This window comes from Methylobacterium sp. Leaf106 (assembly GCF_001422895.1).
Classification (GTDB): Bacteria; Pseudomonadota; Alphaproteobacteria; order Rhizobiales; family Beijerinckiaceae; genus Methylobacterium; species Methylobacterium bullatum.
The window spans coordinates 105735-125101 of sequence record NZ_LMNB01000034.1 but is presented as its reverse complement, the minus strand read 5'-3'; the positions used below and the strand labels follow the sequence as shown (position 1 = coordinate 125101).

Sequence of the window (19367 nt, the reverse complement as noted above, 5' to 3'; positions counted from 1 at the left end):
CGCAAAACCGGCGACCACTTGTGCCGAACCTGCCTGGCATCATCGGCATGAATGCGCGGTTTTCGGGTGGATATGAAGGGGGCATGGTTCTTCCCAACAGCCTCGCTTCTGCACGACCCCGACCCGCCGGGCTCGCGCTGCGGCGAATTTTTGGGTTGAAGCCAAGCTTCGCCGCCCTAGATGCCCTCGGCCTACCCACAAGGAAGGATATCCGATGAAAGACCTGCGCTCCCTCGCGCTCGCCGCGGCGCTCGTATGTGCCGGCTTGACGTCAACGGCCCAGGCCGCTCCCCTGGCCGTGGACGCTACCGCGCTCGGACAGCCAGCGGCCGTCGAAACCGTCCAGTACGGGTACGGGTACCGGTCCGGTTACGGCCATTCGCCCCAGTACCGCTATCGGAAGCACATTCGCCGGCAGATGCTCCATGATCGCCGGTATGGGGCGCATCTGCGCCGCCAGGATCAGAACTATCGTCGCGCTCGCCGCTACGGATACTGACAGCCTGCCGAATTCGGGTTGAAGAGCCCAGGTATTCAGACCCCGCCCGGCGAAAGCCGGAGCGGGGTTTTCGCTGCGTCATGTGTGCAGCGGCACCTCGTCCCCCTACCGGCGCCGATCCCGCCCCGGAATGGATTGCCGGCTGATCTTCATCGACGATACTCTCGCGCATGGCATGGAGGGGGCCATGACGTTGGATCGATATGGTATCGACACAAGAGATCGTTCTTGATCGGGCACATCGCATTGGTGAGGGAAGAAGTGCCGAAGTCTTTGTCGACAAATCGGGCCGGATACTGAAGCTCTACAAGGCGAAATGGGGAAAGTCCCTGGCCGAAAAGGAGTTCGTCGCGACGTCGTTCGCCCATTCCCAAGGCCTCCGCGTCCCGGCCCCTTTGGGAATCATCGAGCGGCACGGACGATCCGGCGTGCTGTTCGAGCACATCGACGGCAAGACGGTTCTCGAACACTTCAGGAGGAACCCGGTCGGCATGCTGGGCGCCCTGAGGCAACTCGCCCATATTCAAATCGGCATCCACACAATCGACAATGCTCCGCTTCCCAACCAGCAGGACGCACTGCGTGTTCAAGTCTCCAGAGCGAGAGTGCCTGCCTGGCTGAAGCAAACGACGCTCGCCGTGCTCGATCGCCTGCCCGATGGGGACAATCTCTGCCACGGAGATCTCCACCCCGAGAACGCGCTCTGCACGCCGGACGGTCTGGTCGTCATCGACTGGGAAAAGTCGACGGCAGGGCATCCCACAGCGGACGTCGCCCGCACCGAGCTCATCCTTCGATCCGGACGCACCCGCTTCGTCAACGCCTGGGCGAAGGCGGCCGATGCGCGGATCCGCGCGAGATTGGCCGATTTCTATGTCTGGACGTATTGCCGATTGAGCGGCATCGACAGGCGGGACATCGACGCCTGGCGGCTGCCCATGATCGTCGCCCGCCTGTCCGGGCAGGCCGCCCCGAACGAGGACGACCTTCAGGCGGAAGCGAGACGGCTGGGACACCACTTCGCGCATCTGATCTGATGCGCGGCCCGCCGCCGGGACCGGCCTGAGGCACTGCGAGCGAGCCGAGCCGTAATGCAGCGGGGTGGGCGGGGCCAACGGCATGCCGTTCGCGAAGGCGGCGGACACCATCATGCGGAGACAGAGGCTCGTCAGGCGGCCCACGCCGTGCGGCCAAGATTTGTGGGGGAGCAGTTAAGAGACTGCGAACTCTCGGGAAATTTGGTCGGAGTGGCAGGATTTGAACCTGCGACCCCCACGTCCCGAACGTGGTGCGCTACCAGACTGCGCTACACTCCGACGGCCGGCGTCTCCACCGGCGAGCGGACGTATAGCGAGGCCGGCGCGGGGCCGCAAGCGCCATCATGGCCCTTGTTGCGATATGGCGGCGGGACGGGCGGCCCAATCGGGGGCAAGGGTGCGGCGGATGCAGCCGACATTGGCCGCCATGACCGCGAGGGCGGCGGCATGGCCCGGTGCCGTGGAGAGGGCGTGCAGGCTCCAGGCCTTCGTCCCGGCCGGCATCGTCAGCAACTCCGCCCTGTCCGGCGTGACGGAGACGGCAAAGCTGTCGAGGGGCAGGGAGAGGCCGTGGCCGGTGGCCTTCGCAACGGCCTCCTTGCGGGTCCAGCAGGCGAAGAACGCCGCCGTGAGGTCGTGGGGCGGGAGGGTTTCGAGGGCGGCGATTTCCTCTCGCGCGAAATGCGCCCGCGCGATGCGCAGCAGATCGGGCATCGGGAGTATTTCTTCCACGTCGACGCCGATCTCCGCCGAGGAGGAAAGCCCGATCAGGGCGCGGCTGCCGGAATGGGACAGGCTGAAGCGGCATGAACCGGCCTGCTCCCCCGCGAGATATGGTTTGCCGGAGGGCGCCGCGCCGAAGACGAGGCCGCGCGGGTCCGATCCGAGCCGTTCCCCGAGCACGAGGCGCAGGGCCGCGTGGCTCGCCTCGAACCGCCAGCGATCCACGTCGCGGACGAATCGGGCGGCGCGCGCGATCTCGTCGTCGGAGAGAAGATCCCGGCACGTCGCCCGATGGTCGATGGCCTGGGTGAGATCGACGTCCCAGACCGTGACGTCAGGATTCGTCCCCGCGCGGTCCGGCGTCCCGGTGCCCATCGGCTCGCTCGGACAAGCGGCGGTCACCCGTCAGATCGACGGGCCGGAGGTGCCGTCCCACTCGCGAGCGACGACGAGGCCGAGATAGGCGATCTGACAGAGGGCGGCCAGGCCGTAGAACGTGCCGACGGTCGCGGGCCACGCGAGACCGTGCTCGACGGCGACGGCGGCAGTGATCGTCACGCTCGCGGCAAGGATCACCGCGAGGGCCATCAGCGGCCTGTGCGCCGCACCGGTCTCGTCATAAACTTCCCGCACAACGCACCTCGACGCCATCGACGTCGGTCATCTCACACGTGGGATGCCGAAGCGTTAACGTGCCGGGGCCGGGCGCGGGCGGCAAGTACCGTCCGATCAGACGTACACGTTACCGGCGGTCTGTGGAAAACGCTCGGCCAGGGCGCGCCGGAGCTTTTCCAGGGCGCGGTTCTCGATCTGCCGGACCCGCTCCTTCGAGATGCCGAGGCGGCGGCCGAGCGCCTCCAGGGTCGCCTGATCCTCCGTGAGTCTCCGCTCGCGCAGGATGCGCAATTCGCGCTCGGAGAGCACGGTGAGCGCCTCGTTGAGCCAGGTGAGCCGGCGCTCGCCGTCCACCGAGGCCGAGACCGTCTCGTCGGGCAGATCGGACCCGTCCACGAGAAAATCCATCCGCTCGGAGGAGGCCTCGCTCTCCTCGCCCACGGGGGCGTTCAGGGACATGTCCGGTCCGGACAGGCGCGCATCCATCAGGGCCACGTCCTCGCGCGAGACGCCGATGGCGGTGGCGATGCGGCGATGGATCTCGTCGCCCACATGCTCCTCGGTGGATTGCATCAGCTTGGCGCGAAGACGGCGCAGGTTGAAGAACAGGGCCTTCTGGGCCGAACTCGTGCCGCCGCGGACGATGGACCAGTTGCGCAGGATGTAATCCTGGATCGAGGCCCTGATCCACCACGTGGCATAGGTGGAGAAGCGGACTTCCCGCTCCGGTTCGAACCGGGCCGCCGCTTCCATCAGGCCCACATGACCTTCCTGAACGAGATCGGCCATGGGCAGGCCGTAATGCCGGAAGCGTCCCGCGATGGCGATGACGAGGCGCATATGGGCGGAGATCAGGCGGTGAAGCGCGTGCTCGTCGCGCTCGTCCTTCCAGCGGACGGCGAGGCCACGTTCCTCGTCTCGCGCCAGGAAGGGCGCCTCCATGGCCGTACGAATGAACTGTCGCCGTATCCCCGCGATGTCCGCCATTCCCGCCTCCGCCTTTTGTCCGTTGCGTGCGCGCACCGCGACGGACGTTCCGGGTCGGTCGACCCGAATGGTCCGGAAAGCGAGGGCACCAGCCCGGGGGCATCGCCCAGGCACCGGACAACGGAGCCGTTACGTGGATAGTTCCGCCGGCTCGGGCTGACAGGGGGCCGTGACCCTGCGGCGCATCGGAGCATCCGGGCGACGGTCGTTGGCGCGACCGCCGATGCGGTGCCGACAAAGAAAAAGGCCCGGCGCTGGTGCGCCGGGCCCGATCGTCCGATGGATCCGTCTGAGATCGGCGGTCCGCTCAGGCGGCCTCTTCCCGGATCTCGTCGCTGTCGCCTTCCGCCTCGGCATCGCCCTCGGCTTCCGCCTCACCCTTGGCGCGGCGGGGCGACTTGGCGAGGCTCTGCTCGATCAGCTTGAGCGCCTCCGTCTCGGTGATCTTGTTCACCGAGGAGATCTCGCGCAGCACGCGGTCGAGGGCGGCCTCGTAGAGCTGGCGCTCGCTGTAGGATTGCTCGGGCTGGGCCTCCGACCGGTAGAGGTCGCGGACCACCTCGGTCACCGACAGCAGGTCGCCGGAATTGATCTTGGCCTCGTATTCCTGGGCGCGGCGCGACCACATGGTGCGCTTGATCCGGGCGCGACCGGTGAGCACGTCGAGGGCCTTCTTGACGAGTTCCGGCTCGGCGAGCTTGCGCATGCCGACGCTGTTGGCCTTGGCGGTGGGCACGCGCAGGACCATCTTGTCCTTCTCGAACGAGACGACGAACAGCTCGAGCTTGTAGCCGGCGATCTCCTGCTCCTCGATCGCCGTGATACGGCCGACGCCATGAGCTGGGTACACCACCGCTTCGCCGGTCTTGAAGCCTTGGCGGCCTGCCGTCGTCTTCTTGGCTGTCGTCATGCGAGAAGCGCCTCCAGAACATCGCGCGGGTCGAGTCGCGCTGAACCTTCATTCCCGGGGTGGGTGACCCGGCTTGAGCCCCTTGTCCGCCGGCCATCGATGCGTCATGCACCGGCCGAGCGGGTCCCAGGCTAACCGATCATCCACACCATGCGATCGGGGTCGCGGAAGGCGCATGCGCCTCCAGCGGTCGATCACATGCCGCCTCGTCTCGCCGAGGTAGCGTCCCAGGAAGATGGGAAGCCGACTCTGTCGAAAAGTTTGAAAACCACCGGTGAGGTAGCCAAAGGCAGCACGTCAGGCACGAACGACGGCAGGCGGTCTACATACCACAAACCGGGCGCCGAATCAAAGGATTGCCGACGCAGGGCATGCGTGAGCGACCGGTCGGGCCGGGCTCCACACGGCGCCCGATGCACGCGGGGAGGGAATCTCCGAAGACCTGCCGGGTCGACGCTTCCGCAGGCCGGCCCGCCATCCGCGGCGTCGTGAAGCGCCCGTGTCCGTCGGCAGGCCGGGGATCACGTGTCCGTGACCTCGAGGCGAACCGGGAGTTCCGGGCCACCGGCCCGGCCGAGGGGTCAGTCGCCGGTGCCGGGGGAGGCCGAGAAATGCGCCTCGAGCTTGCCGGCGACGCCGTCCCAGTCCTTGGCGTCGGACGGGGCGTCCTTCTTCTGGGTGATGTTGGGCCAGCTCCGCGCGTAATCGGCGTTGAGCTTCAGCCAGGTTTCCAGGCTCGGCTCGGTGTCGGGCTTGATCGCCTCGGCGGGGCATTCCGGCTCGCAGACGCCGCAATCGATGCACTCGTCGGGGTGGATGACGAGCATGTTCTCGCCCTCGTAGAAGCAATCCACGGGGCAGACTTCCACGCAGTCCATGTACTTGCACTTGATGCAATTGTCGGTGACGACGTAGGTCATGTGCCCTTCAGCCCTATCCGTGGTGGGGTGGATCGCGAGACCCGAGCCCGCTTGGCCCCGATCCTAGACCGGCCTCCCGCACGGCTCCGTTAACGCGTCCGTGTGTCACGCGCCTCGCGGACGGCGCGTCGACCGCCCCGCCCGTCATTTCCGCACGGCTCTATCCCCTGCCAGAGTGGCTGACAAGCAGCGGCGGCTCATGCCGGCTGCGGCAGGTGCGTCCGTGCCACACCCAAGGAGGCCATCGGATCCGCCCATCCGCCGGCCGGCCGCTCCCTTTATCCGAGAGGGTCCGACAGGAGACGCGACGGGCGCCATCGTAACGTGAATAGTGCCGCATCCGGCAAACGTTCCAGTGCGGTGGCGGGCGAAAGACCGTTGTTACCAAGGGTCGCAGAGCCCGCAGGGGAGCTCGGATCGTCACCGGCCGTTCCATCGACCCCGAACAGTCGCTCTCCTCGAATGCGAGGCACGCCATGAACGACAACGAGCATGCCGTCTACGCCATCGCTCCGGAACTCGGAGGATGGACGGTCTACGACACCAAGACGCTGGAGCCGGCGCTGGTGAAGAGCGTCCGGCAGGTCGGTCTGGGTCGGGAAGCCGCGCATGCGATGGCGGACGCCCTCAACGCCATGGAGCGGACGGCGCCCGGATCGTCCCTGGCCCGGCCGGACGGACCGGCCTAAGCGGGTTCGCGTTGGCAAGCCAACGCATCACCCGGCTTAGCTCTTTGCTGTGTCGCAGGTTTTCGATCGCAGAACCGGGGGCCACTTCTGCGAAACCTGCTCAGGACCCGACGCCCCATCCGCGAGTCCCCGCACCGGTGGCCTGTTCCAAGGAACTCGACCCATGTCGTCATGGCCGGACCTCGACGATCCCCACCTCGCCCTTGTCGGCAACGCGCCGGAGATCGGCGATCACGGCCGGGCCATCGATGGGGCGTCCTGCGTGGTGCGCTTCAACAACGCCGCGGGTTTCGGCGGCCCGGCGGGATCGCGCGTGACCCTCCTCGCCCTCGTCAATCGCGGAGGCCAGGCCCGCGCCTGGGTGGAGGATGACGGGTTCCTCGATCGCCCCGTGATCCGGCAGGCCCGCACTTACCTGCTGGCCTTCCCCGAACTCTCGCCGGACGAGGAGGGAGCGCATGAGCGCGTCTGCTGGACGGCGCCCCTGCGGGACAAGCTCGCCCACCGCCCGGTCCATGTCCTGCCCTCCGCCCTGCATGACCGCGCCCGCCAGCAGCTCGCCCCCCGCGTCTCCGGCACCCCGAATCCGAGCACGGGCTTCCTGGTGGCGCTCGCCATCCTCGAGGGGCGGAGCCCGTCCCTGCCCCCGATCGACGTCTATGGGTTCGGCTTCGCCGGCTGGTCGGGCCACCCCTGGGACGCCGAGCGGGACTGGTTCACGGCCTGCGGCGAGGCCGGACGCCTGCGGCTCCATCCTCCCGCCGCGTCCTGACCTCGGCGCGACCGCCAAGCATGGCAGCCTGACGGCGAAAGGTTCCACGGCCGAGCGCAATCCCCATAGTTTTCCCCCAAATATAGATCTCTCATTTTTGGGAGCCTCAAGGCAAAGCGAGCGTTCCTTGGATGACTGACAGCGCCATGACGCGTCGGTACGAAATAATACACTCGTTGAAGTGGGATGATGTCTATGGCCGACAAACAGAAAACCTTGAATGATGCTTTCTATGAGACCCTCAAGGACGTCTATTACGCCGAGAAGCAATCCGTTCGCGCGTTGAAGAAATCGGCCAAATCCGCCGAGCACGACGAGCTGCGTCAGGCGTTCGAGACCCATGCCGAGGAGAGCGCCGTCCAGGTCGAGCGCCTCCAGCAGGTGTTCGAGATCATCGGCAAGTCGGCGCGGGCCAAGACCTGCGAGGCCATGCAGGGCCTGACCGCCGAGATGGAAGAGGATCTCGAGGATTTCGGCGACAGCCCGGCGGCGGATGCGGTCCTGATCGGCTGCGCACAGGCCGTCGAGCATTACGAGATCGCCCGCTACGGCACCCTCAAGACCTGGGCGAGCCAGCTCGGCTACGAGGACGCCGCCAAGCTCCTCGACGAGACCCTTCAGGAGGAGAAGAAGACCGACGAACTCCTCACGCAGATCGCCCTGGGCCTCAACATGGAGGGCTCCGAGGAGGCCGGGACCGAAGACGAGGCCGGGACGGAGGACGAGCCTGCTCCCCGGAAGAAGGGCGCCAAAGCCGAGTCCGGGTCCAAGCCCAAGTCCAAGGCCGAGTAGGGAGATCGAACCATGGTCGATACCAGCAAGATCCGGGAGCACATGCCGGTCGTCGGGTCGGATGACGGGCATGTGGGCACGGTGGACCACCTCGACGGGCAGCGCATCAAGCTCACCCGGACCGACCCCGAAGCCGAGGGTCGGCACCATTTCCTGCACATCGACTCGATCGATGCGGTGGAGGACGGCAAGGTCAAGCTGAACCGGACCTCCGCCCAGGCCAAGGACGAATGGGGCACCGTAGAATAGCGCGGCGCGTCGGGCCGGAATGCGAAGGGGTTGCCGATGAGGCGACCCCTTTTTTCCGGCCTCACCCCGGCCTGGACATCGAGACCGAAGGCCGAGCCCCGGACCGGACGAATTCGTCGATGCCCGCGGGCGACGCGACCCCTACTCCGCCGGCGCGTGCGCGGTCGGCGCCAGCGCCGGGACCGGGACCGCGCCCCGGGCCGCGACGAAGAGCAGGCCGGCCACCAGCATGTAGGCGAGCGCCAGGGTCGGGGTCACCGCAAAGCCCACGGCGGGGCCGTGCATGAAGCCGAAGAAGGTCAGGACGCCCCCGGCCGCCGCGAAGGCCGAGGCCCTCGGGAAGTCGCGCTCGATGATGAAGGTCGCGATGGCGCCGAGGATCAGCCCGCCGAGGATCGCGCCTTCGCCGAGGACGGCGAGTCCGTGATAGAGCACCCCGACCTGTCCGAGCTTGTCCATGCCCACCGCAGCGGCGCTGGTGCCGGCCGCCCCCAGCGCCCCGTCGATCAGCGTCTTGGCCCAGGCCGCGAGATGCGGCGCGAAGGCCAGCACGATGGCGGGCGCGTGCGAATGCGGCGTCTCCTGGAAGGCCTGCGCCCCGATGAGCATGCCGATATAGAGCAGGATCGGCGAGATCGCGACGATGGGCACCACGCTGGAGATCAGCGAGATCAGGTTCAGCCAGGCGAGAAGCAGCACGACGATGCCTGTGGCGAAGGAGTAGCCGATCCGCCCGCCCATCGCCTTCCACCCTGGATGACCGATATAGACGGCGTTGATGAAGGGGTTGCCCATGAGGCAGCCGATCAGGCTGACGATCCCGTCGGCGGTGAGCACCCGCGTGGTCGGGTAGGCGTCGCCCGCCACTTCCGCGCTCTCGACATTGTCCATCGCCTCCACGAGGTCGTAGATGCCGAAGGGGATCGCCGTCACCAGGATGATCCCGATGAACTCGAAGCCGCCGAAGACATGGCCGATGGCCGGCAGCGGCACCGAGAAGCCGATGCCGGAGAGCGCGCTCGCGAGGCCGGGGCCGCTGACCCCGCCGATGTCGATCCCGACGAGCTTGGCGCCCCAGGCGACGGCCATGCCGAACAGGATGGCCACGAGGCCGGCCGGAAGCCGGCCCGGATAGCGCACGCCGCCGAACCACGCGAGCAGGATGATGGCGAAGGCGACGACGCCGATCACCGGGGTCTGGATCAGCTCCAGCGCCGGGCGCATGGCGATGAAGGTGACGGAGACGCCGGCGAGGGTTCCGAGGAGCGCCGCGCGCGGCGTGATGCGCCGGATGACCGGGGCGATGAACCCGCCGATCATCAGCATGAAGCTCTGGATGAACACCCAGGCGAGCCCCGCCTCCCAGGCCTTCACCGGATCGCCGGTGGAGAGCTTGATCGGCAGCATGATGACGAAGACCACGATGAACATGTGCGGCACGCTGATGCCGGAGGGCAGCGCGCAGACGTCGTCGCGGCCGCTGGTCTTGGCGAGCCGGTAGCCGAGCCAGCCGTAATAGGCGGTGGAGAGGAAGAGCATCAGGCCGACGGCGGGCAGGATGCGCCCGAAGGTGATCGCGTCGGGCATGCCGAGGACGAAGCGCAGCAGGCCCGTGAGCACCAGCATGTTGACGAGGATGTTGGTGCCGAAGCCGAAGAACGCGTTCCAGTCGCCGGGCACCCAGAGGGCCGGGCGGCGGGATGCGCCGGCCGTGTTCGTCATGCCGCTCGCCATGGTGCCCTCCATCGTGCCAGGGCGAGGCGAGTGCGCCGCGCCGGGAAAAGGGGTTCAGCCGTGCCGGCCGAGGGCAGCGAGGACGCTGTCCGAATCCGAGACCCAGCCGAAGATGCCGCCCTGCGCCTTGATCATCGCGAGGCCGGCGGCGTGGAACTCGGGGATATACGACGCGCAGGCATCGCCGACGACGACGCAGCGATAGCCGCGGTCGTTGGCCTCGCGCACCGTCGTGTGCACGCAGACCTCGGTGGTCACGCCGCAGACGAGAAGGGTCGCGATGCTGCGGGCCGCGAGCACGTCGGCGAGTTCGGTGGCGTAGAAGGCGCCCTTGCCGGGCTTGTCGATCACCGGCTCGCCGTCCTGCGGCGCCAGGGCGGGAATGATGTCGTGACCGGGTTCGCCCCGGATCAGGATGCGGCCCATCGGTCCGGGCTGACCGATCCGGGCCGTGGGCTCGCCGCGCTCCAGCTTGGCCGGCGGCGCATCGGAGAGGTCCGGGCGGTGGCCCTCCCGTGTATGCACGACCAGGAGTCCGGACGCGCGGGCCGCGTCGAGGAGGGCCCTCGTCGGCGGCACGGCGGAGGCGAGGAGCGAGACGTCGTTGCCGAGGCTCTCCCCGAAGCCGCCGGGCTCGAGGAAGTCGCGCTGCATGTCGATGATGAGAAGGGCCGTGCTCGACGCGTCGAAGGGGAGCGGGGACGGCTGGGCGTCGAGGAGGTTGGGCATGTGGGGCCTCTCCCAATCGCGAATCGGGCTGACCGCGCCTCATCATGTATGCAAGGATGGGGAAATCCTTGCCCAAACCATACACTTCGATGCCCGAAGATTCGCCTCGCCCTGGCGAGCTTCTATGCATGATCTCCGGTGGACGAGCCGGTGCCGTCAGCGTTGCAGGCGCGCCTTGCCCGCGCGGAGCGGAGCGGCCGGCCGCTCCAGGCGGTCCCGCGCCCGTTCGCCGGCCGCCTCGCGCGCGGCGGCGCTCTGGGCGTCGAGGGTCTCGAAGGCGTCCTCGACGACGCTCATGTGGACGAGCATCGCGGAATTCGCGGCGGCGGCGTCCCGCGCGAGGACGGCGCGGACGACGAGGCCGTGCTCGGCATGCGAGCGGGCGAGCCGCCCCGGTGCCTGGAACTGGACGCGGCGGTACGGCGTCAGCCGCCGCCGCAGATTGCGGGCGATCTCGTCCACCACCGTATTGTGGGCGCCCTCGTAGAGGAGCCCGTGAAAGTCCTGGTTGGCGACGACGTAGCTGTCGTGGTCCCCGGCCTCGGCGAGGACGCCCATGCGCTCATGCAGCAGCCGGAGCTGGGCGCGCTCCGCGGGCGTCATGCTCAGGGTCGAGAGGCGGGCGCAGGTCGCCTCGATCTCGCCCATGGCGATGAACAGCATGTCGAGCTGGTCCGGCGTGATCGTCCGCACGGTGGCGCCAAAGCGAGGGCGCAGGTCGATCAGGCCGGTGCCGTTGAGGAGGCGAAGGGCATCGCGCACCGGCGTGCGCGAGACGCCGAAGCGCGTGGCCAGGACCTGTTCGTCCAGCCGGGCGCCCGGCGGGAATTCCCCCGACAGGATGGCGTCGGCGATTCTGTCGGACAGGCTTTCGGAGCGGGTCGGGGACGCAGGCACTGTGGTCTCGGTTCACGACACGCGATCGGCGCAGGGTCGGCCTGCGCGCGCCATCAGCCTGCGCGCGCCATGAGTACGACGAGTTTCCCCCGCGCCGCAACGGGAGGACGTCGCGGCACGGGGCCGGGAATTCGTTGCAATTTTATGACTCCTCCCATCGGCGATCGGCTGGCGGCCCGCCATGGCACATCGGTTGCGGAGATCCCCTCAGACGTTGCGAATGAGGAGAAGAACGATGGTCGCAAGGGGGCTCACGGCCGCGGCTCTGTCACTCGGCATGATCGGATGCGGCATGATCGAATGCAGCATGGCGGCCGATCTCGATCCGGTGAAGACGCTCAAGGTCGCCGAGCCGGCGCCGGTGAAGGCGCCGTCCTTCTTCCTGTTCTCCGATACGCAGGTCAGCTTTCGCTACCAGTTCCCGGCCGCGGAGCCGGGCGTGCAGATCCAGAAGGCGGATGGCAGCTTCCGCAATCGCGACATCCCGAAATACATCACCAACATTTCCCACGCCGACGCCTGGGCCTACGGCACGAACTTCTTCTCCCTCGACATCCTGCAATCGACGTCCCAGGACCCGGCGGGGACCACCAACGTCCCGGGCGGCTTCGCCCAATACGATCACGGCGCCACGGAAGCCTACGGCCTCTATCGCGGCACCCTCAGCCTGAACGCCCTCACCGGAACCAAGGCCTTCGCCATTCCGGGCATCGTCAAGGACGTCTCGCTCTCCTTCGGTTTCGATGCGAACGCGAAGAACACCGCCTTCGGCCCCAAGAAGCGCGACGTCGTGGGGGGCCTGACATTCTCGGTCGACGTGCCGGCGGGCTTCCTCAACATCAGCGCCCATGCCTACAAGGAATGGAACCGCAACGGCTTCAACTTCCAGCCCGACCGTGACGTCAGCTTCGACACCGTTCCCGAGTTCGAGATCGTCTACAATTTCCCGCTGACCTTCATCCCGAACCTTCCGCTGAGCATCGCCGGCTTCAACAACATCGTGACGCCGAAGGGCAAGGGCATCCGCGACCCGTTCAACTATCCGGGCGGCTATTATCCGGGGACGGGCGTCGAGTTCCTGTCGCGGACGAACCTCGTCCTCGATGTCGGCAAGCTGGTCTGGAACCAGCCCAACAAGCTCGATGCCTTCATCGGGTTTCAGTACTGGCTGAACAAGTTCGGCAACGTCGATCGCGCGAACTTCAAGGGGAACGAAGAGAAGAGCTTCCTCGCCGGCCTCGCCTTTCACATCTTCTGAACGCACCGATACCCGAACGGCCTGAAATGTGCTCCGCTCCGGGGCGCCTGACATCGGGAGCCAGGATGAGCGAACGAGACGCCGGAGCCCGCCGCCTCTGGATCAGGAACCCGCTGGCGATCCTCGCGGCGGAATCCGCCGGCGGCATCGTCGTCGAGGGATCGCGCATCGTGGAGCGCGTGGCGTCGGGCGGGACACCGGCGGCGGCCGTGCACGAGACCTTCGACGCCTCGCGCCACGTGGTCGTTCCCGGCCTCGTCAACACCCATCACCACTTCTTCCAGACCCTGACGCGCGCCCATCCCCTGGCGATCAACAAGCCGCTGTTTCCCTGGCTGAAGGCGCTCTACACGGTCTGGGACAAGCTCACCCCGGACGCATTCCGCCTCGCCACCCGGCTCGCCTATGCCGAACTCCTGCTGTCGGGCTGCACCACGGCGGGCGACCACCACTACCTGTTTCCCAAGGGGCTCGAGGCGTCCGTCGACATCCAGGTCGAGGAGGCGCGCAGCCTCGGCATCCGCGCCGTCGTCACCCGTGGCTCGATGAGCGTGTCGGTGCGGGACGGCGGCCTGCCGCCGGACACCCTGGTCCAGGACGACGACACCATCCTGTCCGACAGCGAGCGGGTGCTCGGCCTGTTCCACGACACCGCGCCCGGCGCGATGGTGCAGATCGGGCTGGCGCCGTGCTCGCCCTTCGCCGTGTCGAAGCGCCTGATGCAGGAGAGCGCGGCGCTGGCCGAACGCCACGATTGCCGCCTCCACACCCATCTCGGGGAAACCCTCGACGAGGAGGCCTATTGCCTGTCGAGCTTCGGGCTGCGCCCGGTCGACTACCTGGAGGAGGTCGGCTGGATGAGCCCGCGCGCGTGGCTCGCCCACGGCATCCATTTCAACGACGCGGAGATCGCCCGCCTCGGCAAGGCGGGGGTCGGAATCTGCCATTGCCCGACCTCGAACATGACCCTGGCCTCGGGCTGCTGCCGGACCTGCGAGCTCGAAGCGGCGGGCAGCCCCGTGGGCCTCGGCGTCGACGGCTCGGCCTCGAACGACAACTCGAACCTGATGGAGGGCGTCCGCCACGCCCTGATGCTGAACCGCCTCACCTACGGCGCGGAGAAGGTCACCCATCTCGACGCCCTGCGCTGGGCCACCGAGGGCTCCGCCGCCTGCCTCGGGCGCAGCGACATCGGACGGATCGAGGAGGGTCGCGAAGCCGACCTCGCCCTGTTCACCCTCGACGAACTGCGCTTCTCCGGCAGCCACGATCCCCTCGCCGCTTTGGTCCTGTGCGGGGCGCACCGGGCCGACCGGGTGATGGTGGCCGGGCAATGGCGGGTGATCGACGGGCACCCGGTGGGCCTCGACACGCGCCGGCTTCGCGAGGAGCACACGCACTTGGCCCGGCACCTGTTCGGCACGGTTTGACGATGGCGACCGCTCTCTACGCCCCTCCGCCCCGCCCGAGGCAGGGACCGACCCCGCTCTTCGGCGCCTACGGCATCGTCAAGCGCTTCGGCAGCTTCACGGCGAATGACGGCGTCGATCTCGAGATCCGCGCCGGCGAGATCCACGCCCTCCTGGGCGAGAACGGCGCCGGCAAATCGACCCTGATGAAGATCCTCTACGGCCTGCTGGAGCCGACGGAGGGCGTCGTCACCCACAAGGGCGACATCGTGCAGTTGCCCAATCCGGAAGCCGCCCGCCGGCTGGGGATCGGCATGGTCTTCCAGCATTTCTCCCTCTGCGAGAACCTGACGGTGGCCGAGAACATCGCCCTCGTCATGCCCAAGGACCTGTCCGGCCGGGCGCTGGCCGACCGCATCGCCAAGCTCGGCATCGATTACGGCCTTCACCTCGAACCGGATCGTCCGGTCTGGTCGCTCTCGGCGGGCGAGCGCCAGCGCATCGAGATCGTCCGCTGCCTGCTCCAGGACCCGAGCCTCGTCATCCTCGACGAACCCACCTCGGTGCTCACCCCCGGCGAGGCCGAGGTGCTGTTTTCCGTGCTGGAGCGCCTGCGTGCGGAGGGCCGGGCGCTGCTCTACATCTCCCACCGCCTGGACGAGGTGCGCCGCCTCTGCGTGCGCGCCACCATCCTGCGCGGCGGCAAGGTGGTGGGGGCCTGCAACCCCCAGGAGGAGACGGCCCGCTCGCTCGCCGCCATGATGGTGGGCAGCGCGGTCCGCGAGGTCACGGGCCGCGCTGGCGGGAAAGTGGGCACGGAGCGCCTACGTCTCGACCACCTCACCCTCCCCGCGCCGGGCCTGCACGCCACCTCGCTGCGCGACGTCTCCCTCGGCGTCTCCGGCGGCGAGATCCTCGGCATCGCGGGCATCGCCGGCAACGGCCAGGCCGAACTCTTCGCCGCCCTGTCGGGCGAGACCCGCGCGCCGGACCCCGATGCCGTGCGCATCGACGGCGCCGCCGTGGGGGCACTCGGCATCAACGCGCGCCGGCGCCTCGGCGCGGCGTTCGTGCCGGAGGAGCGCAACGGCCACGCGGCGGCGCCTCTCATGAGCCTCTCCGAGAACGCCCTGCTCTCACGCTACCCGACCGCGCCGCTGACCCGCTTCGGCCTGCTTCGTCTCGGGGCCGCGCGCGATCTCGCGAAGCGGGTGATCGAGGCCTTCGACGTGCGCAAGGCGGGGCCAGACCCCGCCGCCGGCACCCTGTCGGGCGGCAACCTCCAGAAATTCGTGGTCGGCCGCGAGATCCTGGCGGAGCCCGGCGTTCTCGTCATCAACCAGCCGACCTGGGGCGTCGACGCGGCGGCGGCGGCGCATATCCGGCAGGCGGTGATCGATCTCTCCGCGCGCGGCGCCGCGATCCTCGTCATCAGCCAAGACCTCGACGAGCTGTTCGAAATCGCCGGCTCCATCGCCGTGCTGCACGACGGGACGCTCTCGACGGCGGTGCCCTCGGGCGAAACGACCCGCGAGGCCATCGGCCTGCTCATGGGCGGATCGGGAGACGCGCCGGCCGAACCCCGGGACGCATCGAAGGCGGTGCCCCATGCTCACTGACCGGTGCCCGCGCATCCCCTCTCCCCGCACGCGGGGAGAGGGCTTCGGCGACCTCGTCGTCGCCGAAGCGAGGCGGCAGCCGACGGTGAGGGGGCTCGTCCGAAGAAGCCTCGTCCGTAACCGCCCCCTCACCACCGCTCCGGCTTCGCCTGCGCTCCCCGGCCGCACGACGAGGTGCGACCGGGCCTCTCCCCGCGCGCGGGGAGAGCGGACCAGCGCCTTTCCCGAAATCCATCGCCGGACGGCCCCGCTCGGGCGGCAGCGGGAACGCGCGGCGGGTCCGACGACATGCGGAGCGCATCATGCGTCTTGACCTCGTTCCCCGCACCCGCCGCTCGCCGGTGCTCGACATCCTCTCTCCGGCGCTGGCCTTCGTGGCGGCGGTGCTGATCGGCGGCCTTGCCGTCGCGGCCCTCGGCGTCTCGCCGGGCGAGGCCTTCGTCACCTATTTCGTCACGCCCCTGAGCGAGGTCTGGTCGCTCCAGGAGATCGCCCTGAAGGCCGCGCCCCTGGCGCTGATCGCCACCGGTCTGGCGTTCTGCTACCGCGCCAACCTCTGGAACATCGGGGCCGAGGGCCAGTTCGTCATCGGCGGCCTGGCCGGCGGCTGGGTCGGCGTCGCCACCCACGGCATGGGCGGGTTCACGCTCTGGATCCTGCCCGCGATGCTGGTCGCCGGAACGCTCGCCGGGGCCGCCTACGCGATGATCCCGGCCATGCTGAAGGTCCGCCTCGGCGTCTCCGAGATCCTCACGAGCCTGATGCTCGTCTACGTCGCCCAGCTCCTCCTCGACTACATGGTCCGCGGTCCCTTGCGCGATCCGGCCGGCTACAACTTTCCCCAGAGCGTCGGCTTCGATCCCGCGGCGCGGCTGCCCTACCTCATGGAGGGCGAGACGCTGCATGCGGGCGTGGTGATCGCCTTCCTCGCCGTGGTGCTGGCGACCGTCGTACTGGCCCGCACCCTGTTCGGGTTCGAGGTCCGGGTCGTCGGCGCGAGCCCGAGGGCGGCGCGCTTCGCCGGCTTCTCGGACGCCCGCCTGACGCTGGCCGTCTTCGCCATCTCCGGCGGCGCGGCGGGCCTTGCCGGCATCGTCGAAGTGGCGGGAAAGATCGGGCAGCTCCAGCCGGAGATCTCGCCGGGCTACGGCTTCACCGCGATCATCGTCGCCTTCCTCGGGCGGCTCTCGCCGCCGGGCATCCTGATCGCCGCCATCGTCATCGCGCTGACCACCATCGGCGGCGAGGGCGCGCAGATCGATCTGAAGCTGCCCCTCGACCTGACCCGCGCCTTTCAGGGCCTGCTCCTCGGCCTCGTCCTCGGGGCCGACGTGTTCGCCGGCTATCACGTGCGGCTCGTGCCGGGCGGCCCGTCCGGCCGCACGGCGTCGTGAGCCATTTCGAGGGATATCGGAGCCGATCATGACCCTCGACATCGTCCAGATGGTCCTCGTCACGGTCCTGGCGGCCGCGACCCCCCTGATCCTCGCCGGCATCGGCGAACTCGTGGCCGAGCGCTCCGGCGTGCTCAACCTCGGGGTGGAGGGGATGATGATCTTCGGCGCCGCCGTCAGCTTCGCCGTGGCGGTGCAGACCGGCTCAACCTTCCTCGGGGCGCTGGGCGGGGCCGGGGCCGGCCTGCTCCTGGCCGCCCTGTTCGGCATCCTCACCGTCGGGCTCGCGGCGAACCAGGTCGCCTCCGGCCTCTCGCTGACCATCCTGGGGCTCGGCCTGTCGGGGCTGGTGGGCGCGAACTACGTCGGGATGAAGCGCGATCCGGCGCCGCACCTGTCCCTCCCCGGCCTCACGGACCTGCCCGGACTCGGCCGGCTCGTCTTCGGCCAGGACGCCTTCGTCTATACGGCGGTCGCCCTCGTGGTCGCCGTGTCGTGGTTCCTGTGGCGGACGCGGGCGGGCCTGACCCTGCGCGCCATCGGCGACGACCACGTAGCGACCCACGCCCTCGGGCTGAAGGTGCGCAAGGTCCGCTTCCTCTCGGTGCTGTTCGGGGGCGCCTGCGCCGGGCTCGGCGGGGCCTATCTCGCGCTGGCCTACACCCCGTTCTGGTCGCCGGGGATGACGGCGGGCCGCGGCTGGATCGCCCTCGCCCTGGTGGTCTTCGCCTCGTGGCGGCCCCTGCGGGTCGCGGCCGGTGCCCTGCTGTTCGGCGGGGCGACGGTGCTGCAGCTCCACGCCCAGGCCGCCGGCCTCGGCCTGCCGGGCCAGCTCCTCTCCGCCCTGCCCTATCTCGCCACCATCCTGGCCCTGGTCTTGCTCTCTCTCGGGCAGCGCCACGGCGGCTCGCTGGCGCCCGCCTCGCTCGGGCGAGTCTTCACGCCGAGCCGATGACACGCCGGGCCGGCGAACGGCAATGGATCGGGAGGGACGACACGATGCGGGGCAGGTCCATGATGCACGGCAAGAAAATGAGGCTCGGTAGGTCGATGAGGCTCGGCGCTGCGGTTCTGTGCGCGATGCTCGCCGCAGGGCCGGCGCTCGCGGCGGACAAGCTGAAGGTCGGCTTCGTCTATGTCGGGCCGGTCGCCGATTTCGGGTATTCCTACCAGCACGACCTCAGCCGCAAGGCCCTGGCCGAGGCCTTGCCCGACAAGGTCGAGACCACCTTCCTCGAGAACGTGCCCGAGGCCGACAGCGAGCGCTCCATCGAGAAACTCGCCCGCTCCGGCGCCGGCCTGATCTTCACCACCTCCTTCGGCTTCATGGAGCCGACCCTGAAGGTGGCCCGGAAGTTTCCCAAGGTGAAGTTCGAGCACGCCACCGGCTACAAGCGCTCCGACAACGTCTCGACCTATTCCGCCCGCTTCTACGAAGGCCGCTACGTCTGCGGGAAGATCGCCGGCACGCTCTCGAAATCCGGCACGGTGGGCTACATCGCGTCCTTCCCGATTCCGGAAGTCGTCAGCGGCATCAACGCTTTCATGCTCGGGGCGCAGGCGGTCAACCCGAACATCAAGATCAAGGTGGTCTGGGTGAACACCTGGTTCGATCCCGGCAAGGAGGCGGAGGCGGCCAAGGCGCTCCTGGCGCAGGGCGCCGACATCCTGACCCAGCACACCGACTCGGCCGCTCCCCTCCAGGAAGCCGAGAAACAGGGCAAGCTCGCCTTCGGCCAGTCCTCCGACCAGTACCGCTTCGCCCCCAAGGCCCAGCTCACCTCCATCACCGACGATTGGAACGGCTACGTGATCGCGGAGGCCAAGGCGGTCCTCGACGGAACCTGGAAGAGCCACGACACCTGGGGCGGCATCAAGGAGGGCATGGTCGTGCTGGCCCCCTTCACCAACATGCCCGACGACGTGAAGGCCATGGCCGAGGAGACCAAGCAGGCCATCGCCGACGGCAAGATCCACCCCTTCGCCGGGCCGGTGCTGAAGCAGGACGGGAGCGTCGCCGTGAAGGAGGGCGAGACCGCGCCCGACCCGATGATCCTCGGCATGAACTGGTACGTGAAGGGGATCGACGACAAGCTGACCCAATAACCCCGGGCTCGACATCCTCGCACGAGAA

General features: G+C 68.6%; 20 protein-coding genes and 1 tRNA gene. 12 read left to right on the top strand and 9 right to left on the bottom strand.

The features are described from left to right. Positions 1-214 precede the first annotated feature (214 nt). Both ASF34_RS20205 and ASF34_RS20200 read left to right on the top strand, forming a co-directional pair. Positions 215-499 carry a hypothetical protein gene (locus ASF34_RS20205; RefSeq protein ID WP_018045669.1) on the top strand — a complete coding sequence of 95 codons (285 nt, stop codon included), beginning with the start codon at positions 215-217 and terminating at the stop codon, positions 497-499. Positions 500-702: 203 nt separating this feature from the next. Continuing rightward, positions 703-1536, top strand: coding sequence for a phosphotransferase family protein (locus ASF34_RS20200; protein WP_056163989.1), 834 nt, complete (start codon positions 703-705; stop codon positions 1534-1536). A gap of 202 nt (positions 1537-1738) precedes the next feature. Here the strand turns inward: ASF34_RS20200 and ASF34_RS20195 are convergent. The 6 genes from ASF34_RS20195 to fdxA all read right to left on the bottom strand — a co-directional run bounded on the left by ASF34_RS20195 (position 1739) and on the right by fdxA (position 5691). Continuing rightward, a tRNA-Pro gene (locus tag ASF34_RS20195) sits at positions 1739-1815 on the bottom strand. Positions 1816-1878: 63 nt separating this feature from the next. Further along, positions 1879-2634: a 4'-phosphopantetheinyl transferase family protein gene (locus ASF34_RS20190; protein WP_056163987.1), complete on the bottom strand. Its 756-nt coding sequence runs from the start codon at positions 2632-2634 to the stop codon at positions 1879-1881. Positions 2635-2664: 30 nt separating this feature from the next. After that, positions 2665-2892 carry a hypothetical protein gene (locus ASF34_RS20185; RefSeq protein ID WP_156465790.1) on the bottom strand — a complete coding sequence of 76 codons (228 nt, stop codon included), beginning with the start codon at positions 2890-2892 and terminating at the stop codon, positions 2665-2667. Between the two features lie 96 nt (positions 2893-2988). After that, positions 2989-3861: an RNA polymerase factor sigma-32 gene (locus ASF34_RS20180; RefSeq protein WP_026176254.1), complete on the bottom strand. Its 873-nt coding sequence runs from the start codon at positions 3859-3861 to the stop codon at positions 2989-2991. Between the two features lie 307 nt (positions 3862-4168). Next, positions 4169-4771: a CarD family transcriptional regulator gene (locus tag ASF34_RS20175; RefSeq protein ID WP_018045674.1), complete on the bottom strand. Its 603-nt coding sequence runs from the start codon at positions 4769-4771 to the stop codon at positions 4169-4171. Positions 4772-5352: 581 nt separating this feature from the next. After that, entirely contained in the window at positions 5353-5691 is a 339-nt protein-coding gene (fdxA, locus tag ASF34_RS20170) for a ferredoxin FdxA (protein ID WP_018045675.1), read from the bottom strand. Positions 5692-6167: 476 nt separating this feature from the next. Between fdxA and ASF34_RS20165 the strand changes: the two genes are divergently transcribed. The 4 genes from ASF34_RS20165 (at position 6168) to ASF34_RS20150 (ending at position 8193) form a co-directional block, all read left to right on the top strand. Then, positions 6168-6380 carry a hypothetical protein gene (locus tag ASF34_RS20165; RefSeq protein ID WP_018045676.1) on the top strand — a complete coding sequence of 71 codons (213 nt, stop codon included), beginning with the start codon at positions 6168-6170 and terminating at the stop codon, positions 6378-6380. 163 nt (positions 6381-6543) lie between these two features. Beyond that, positions 6544-7152 (top strand): hypothetical protein, encoded by a 609-nt coding sequence (locus tag ASF34_RS20160; RefSeq protein WP_056163984.1) that lies wholly within the window; start codon positions 6544-6546, stop codon positions 7150-7152. Between the two features lie 195 nt (positions 7153-7347). After that, the gene (locus ASF34_RS20155) at positions 7348-7944 is read left to right on the top strand and encodes a YciE/YciF ferroxidase family protein (protein WP_056163981.1); all 597 of its coding nucleotides are present in this window, start codon (positions 7348-7350) and stop codon (positions 7942-7944) included. A 12-nt stretch (positions 7945-7956) separates the two neighbouring features. After that, positions 7957-8193, top strand: a complete 237-nt coding sequence (locus ASF34_RS20150) for a DUF2171 domain-containing protein (protein ID WP_056163978.1) — start codon at positions 7957-7959, stop codon at positions 8191-8193. Positions 8194-8334: 141 nt separating this feature from the next. Here the strand turns inward: ASF34_RS20150 and ASF34_RS20145 are convergent, their stop codons facing one another. The 3 genes from ASF34_RS20145 to ASF34_RS20135 form a co-directional block, all read right to left on the bottom strand. Beyond that, entirely contained in the window at positions 8335-9927 is a 1593-nt protein-coding gene (locus tag ASF34_RS20145) for a hypothetical protein (RefSeq protein ID WP_056163975.1), read from the bottom strand. Between the two features lie 54 nt (positions 9928-9981). Continuing rightward, complete coding sequence (locus ASF34_RS20140; RefSeq protein WP_056163973.1) at positions 9982-10656, bottom strand: cysteine hydrolase family protein; 675 nt, start codon at positions 10654-10656, stop codon at positions 9982-9984. A 156-nt stretch (positions 10657-10812) separates the two neighbouring features. Then, complete coding sequence (locus ASF34_RS20135) at positions 10813-11553, bottom strand: GntR family transcriptional regulator (RefSeq protein ID WP_056163970.1); 741 nt, start codon at positions 11551-11553, stop codon at positions 10813-10815. Positions 11554-11788: 235 nt separating this feature from the next. Here ASF34_RS20135 and ASF34_RS20130 point away from each other — a divergent pair, with 235 nt between their 5' ends. The 6 genes from ASF34_RS20130 (at position 11789) to ASF34_RS20105 (ending at position 19339) form a co-directional block, all read left to right on the top strand. Next, positions 11789-12811 (top strand): hypothetical protein, encoded by a 1023-nt coding sequence (locus ASF34_RS20130; RefSeq protein ID WP_026176255.1) that lies wholly within the window; start codon positions 11789-11791, stop codon positions 12809-12811. Between the two features lie 65 nt (positions 12812-12876). After that, the gene (locus ASF34_RS20125) at positions 12877-14241 is read left to right on the top strand and encodes an 8-oxoguanine deaminase (RefSeq protein ID WP_056163967.1); all 1365 of its coding nucleotides are present in this window, start codon (positions 12877-12879) and stop codon (positions 14239-14241) included. Between the two features lie 2 nt (positions 14242-14243). Then, positions 14244-15839 (top strand): ABC transporter ATP-binding protein, encoded by a 1596-nt coding sequence (locus ASF34_RS20120; RefSeq protein ID WP_056163965.1) that lies wholly within the window; start codon positions 14244-14246, stop codon positions 15837-15839. Positions 15840-16141: 302 nt separating this feature from the next. Further along, positions 16142-17233 carry an ABC transporter permease gene (locus ASF34_RS20115; protein ID WP_056163962.1) on the top strand — a complete coding sequence of 364 codons (1092 nt, stop codon included), beginning with the start codon at positions 16142-16144 and terminating at the stop codon, positions 17231-17233. Positions 17234-17261: 28 nt separating this feature from the next. Then, positions 17262-18188, top strand: a complete 927-nt coding sequence (locus ASF34_RS20110; protein WP_056143483.1) for an ABC transporter permease — start codon at positions 17262-17264, stop codon at positions 18186-18188. 95 nt (positions 18189-18283) lie between these two features. Continuing rightward, positions 18284-19339, top strand: coding sequence for a BMP family ABC transporter substrate-binding protein (locus ASF34_RS20105; RefSeq protein ID WP_056163959.1), 1056 nt, complete (start codon positions 18284-18286; stop codon positions 19337-19339). Positions 19340-19367: the final 28 nt, after the last annotated feature.

Coding starts and splice junctions, on each gene's coding strand:
- fdxA (WP_018045675.1), bottom strand. CDS start 5,691: ATGACCTACGTCGTCACCGACAATTGCATCAAGTGCAAGTACATGGAC.
- ASF34_RS20160 (WP_056163984.1), top strand. CDS start 6,544: ATGTCGTCATGGCCGGACCTCGACGATCCCCACCTCGCCCTTGTCGGC.
- ASF34_RS20105 (WP_056163959.1), top strand. CDS start 18,284: ATGAGGCTCGGCGCTGCGGTTCTGTGCGCGATGCTCGCCGCAGGGCCG.
- ASF34_RS20120 (WP_056163965.1), top strand. CDS start 14,244: ATGGCGACCGCTCTCTACGCCCCTCCGCCCCGCCCGAGGCAGGGACCG.
- ASF34_RS20190 (WP_056163987.1), bottom strand. CDS start 2,634: ATGGGCACCGGGACGCCGGACCGCGCGGGGACGAATCCTGACGTCACG.
- ASF34_RS20115 (WP_056163962.1), top strand. CDS start 16,142: ATGCGTCTTGACCTCGTTCCCCGCACCCGCCGCTCGCCGGTGCTCGAC.
- ASF34_RS20110 (WP_056143483.1), top strand. CDS start 17,262: ATGACCCTCGACATCGTCCAGATGGTCCTCGTCACGGTCCTGGCGGCC.
- ASF34_RS20205 (WP_018045669.1), top strand. CDS start 215: ATGAAAGACCTGCGCTCCCTCGCGCTCGCCGCGGCGCTCGTATGTGCC.
- ASF34_RS20140 (WP_056163973.1), bottom strand. CDS start 10,656: ATGCCCAACCTCCTCGACGCCCAGCCGTCCCCGCTCCCCTTCGACGCG.
- ASF34_RS20180 (WP_026176254.1), bottom strand. CDS start 3,861: ATGGCGGACATCGCGGGGATACGGCGACAGTTCATTCGTACGGCCATG.
- ASF34_RS20125 (WP_056163967.1), top strand. CDS start 12,877: ATGAGCGAACGAGACGCCGGAGCCCGCCGCCTCTGGATCAGGAACCCG.
- ASF34_RS20145 (WP_056163975.1), bottom strand. CDS start 9,927: ATGGCGAGCGGCATGACGAACACGGCCGGCGCATCCCGCCGCCCGGCC.
- ASF34_RS20165 (WP_018045676.1), top strand. CDS start 6,168: ATGAACGACAACGAGCATGCCGTCTACGCCATCGCTCCGGAACTCGGA.
- ASF34_RS20155 (WP_056163981.1), top strand. CDS start 7,348: ATGGCCGACAAACAGAAAACCTTGAATGATGCTTTCTATGAGACCCTC.
- ASF34_RS20175 (WP_018045674.1), bottom strand. CDS start 4,771: ATGACGACAGCCAAGAAGACGACGGCAGGCCGCCAAGGCTTCAAGACC.
- ASF34_RS20130 (WP_026176255.1), top strand. CDS start 11,789: ATGGTCGCAAGGGGGCTCACGGCCGCGGCTCTGTCACTCGGCATGATC.
- ASF34_RS20200 (WP_056163989.1), top strand. CDS start 703: ATGGTATCGACACAAGAGATCGTTCTTGATCGGGCACATCGCATTGGT.
- ASF34_RS20150 (WP_056163978.1), top strand. CDS start 7,957: ATGGTCGATACCAGCAAGATCCGGGAGCACATGCCGGTCGTCGGGTCG.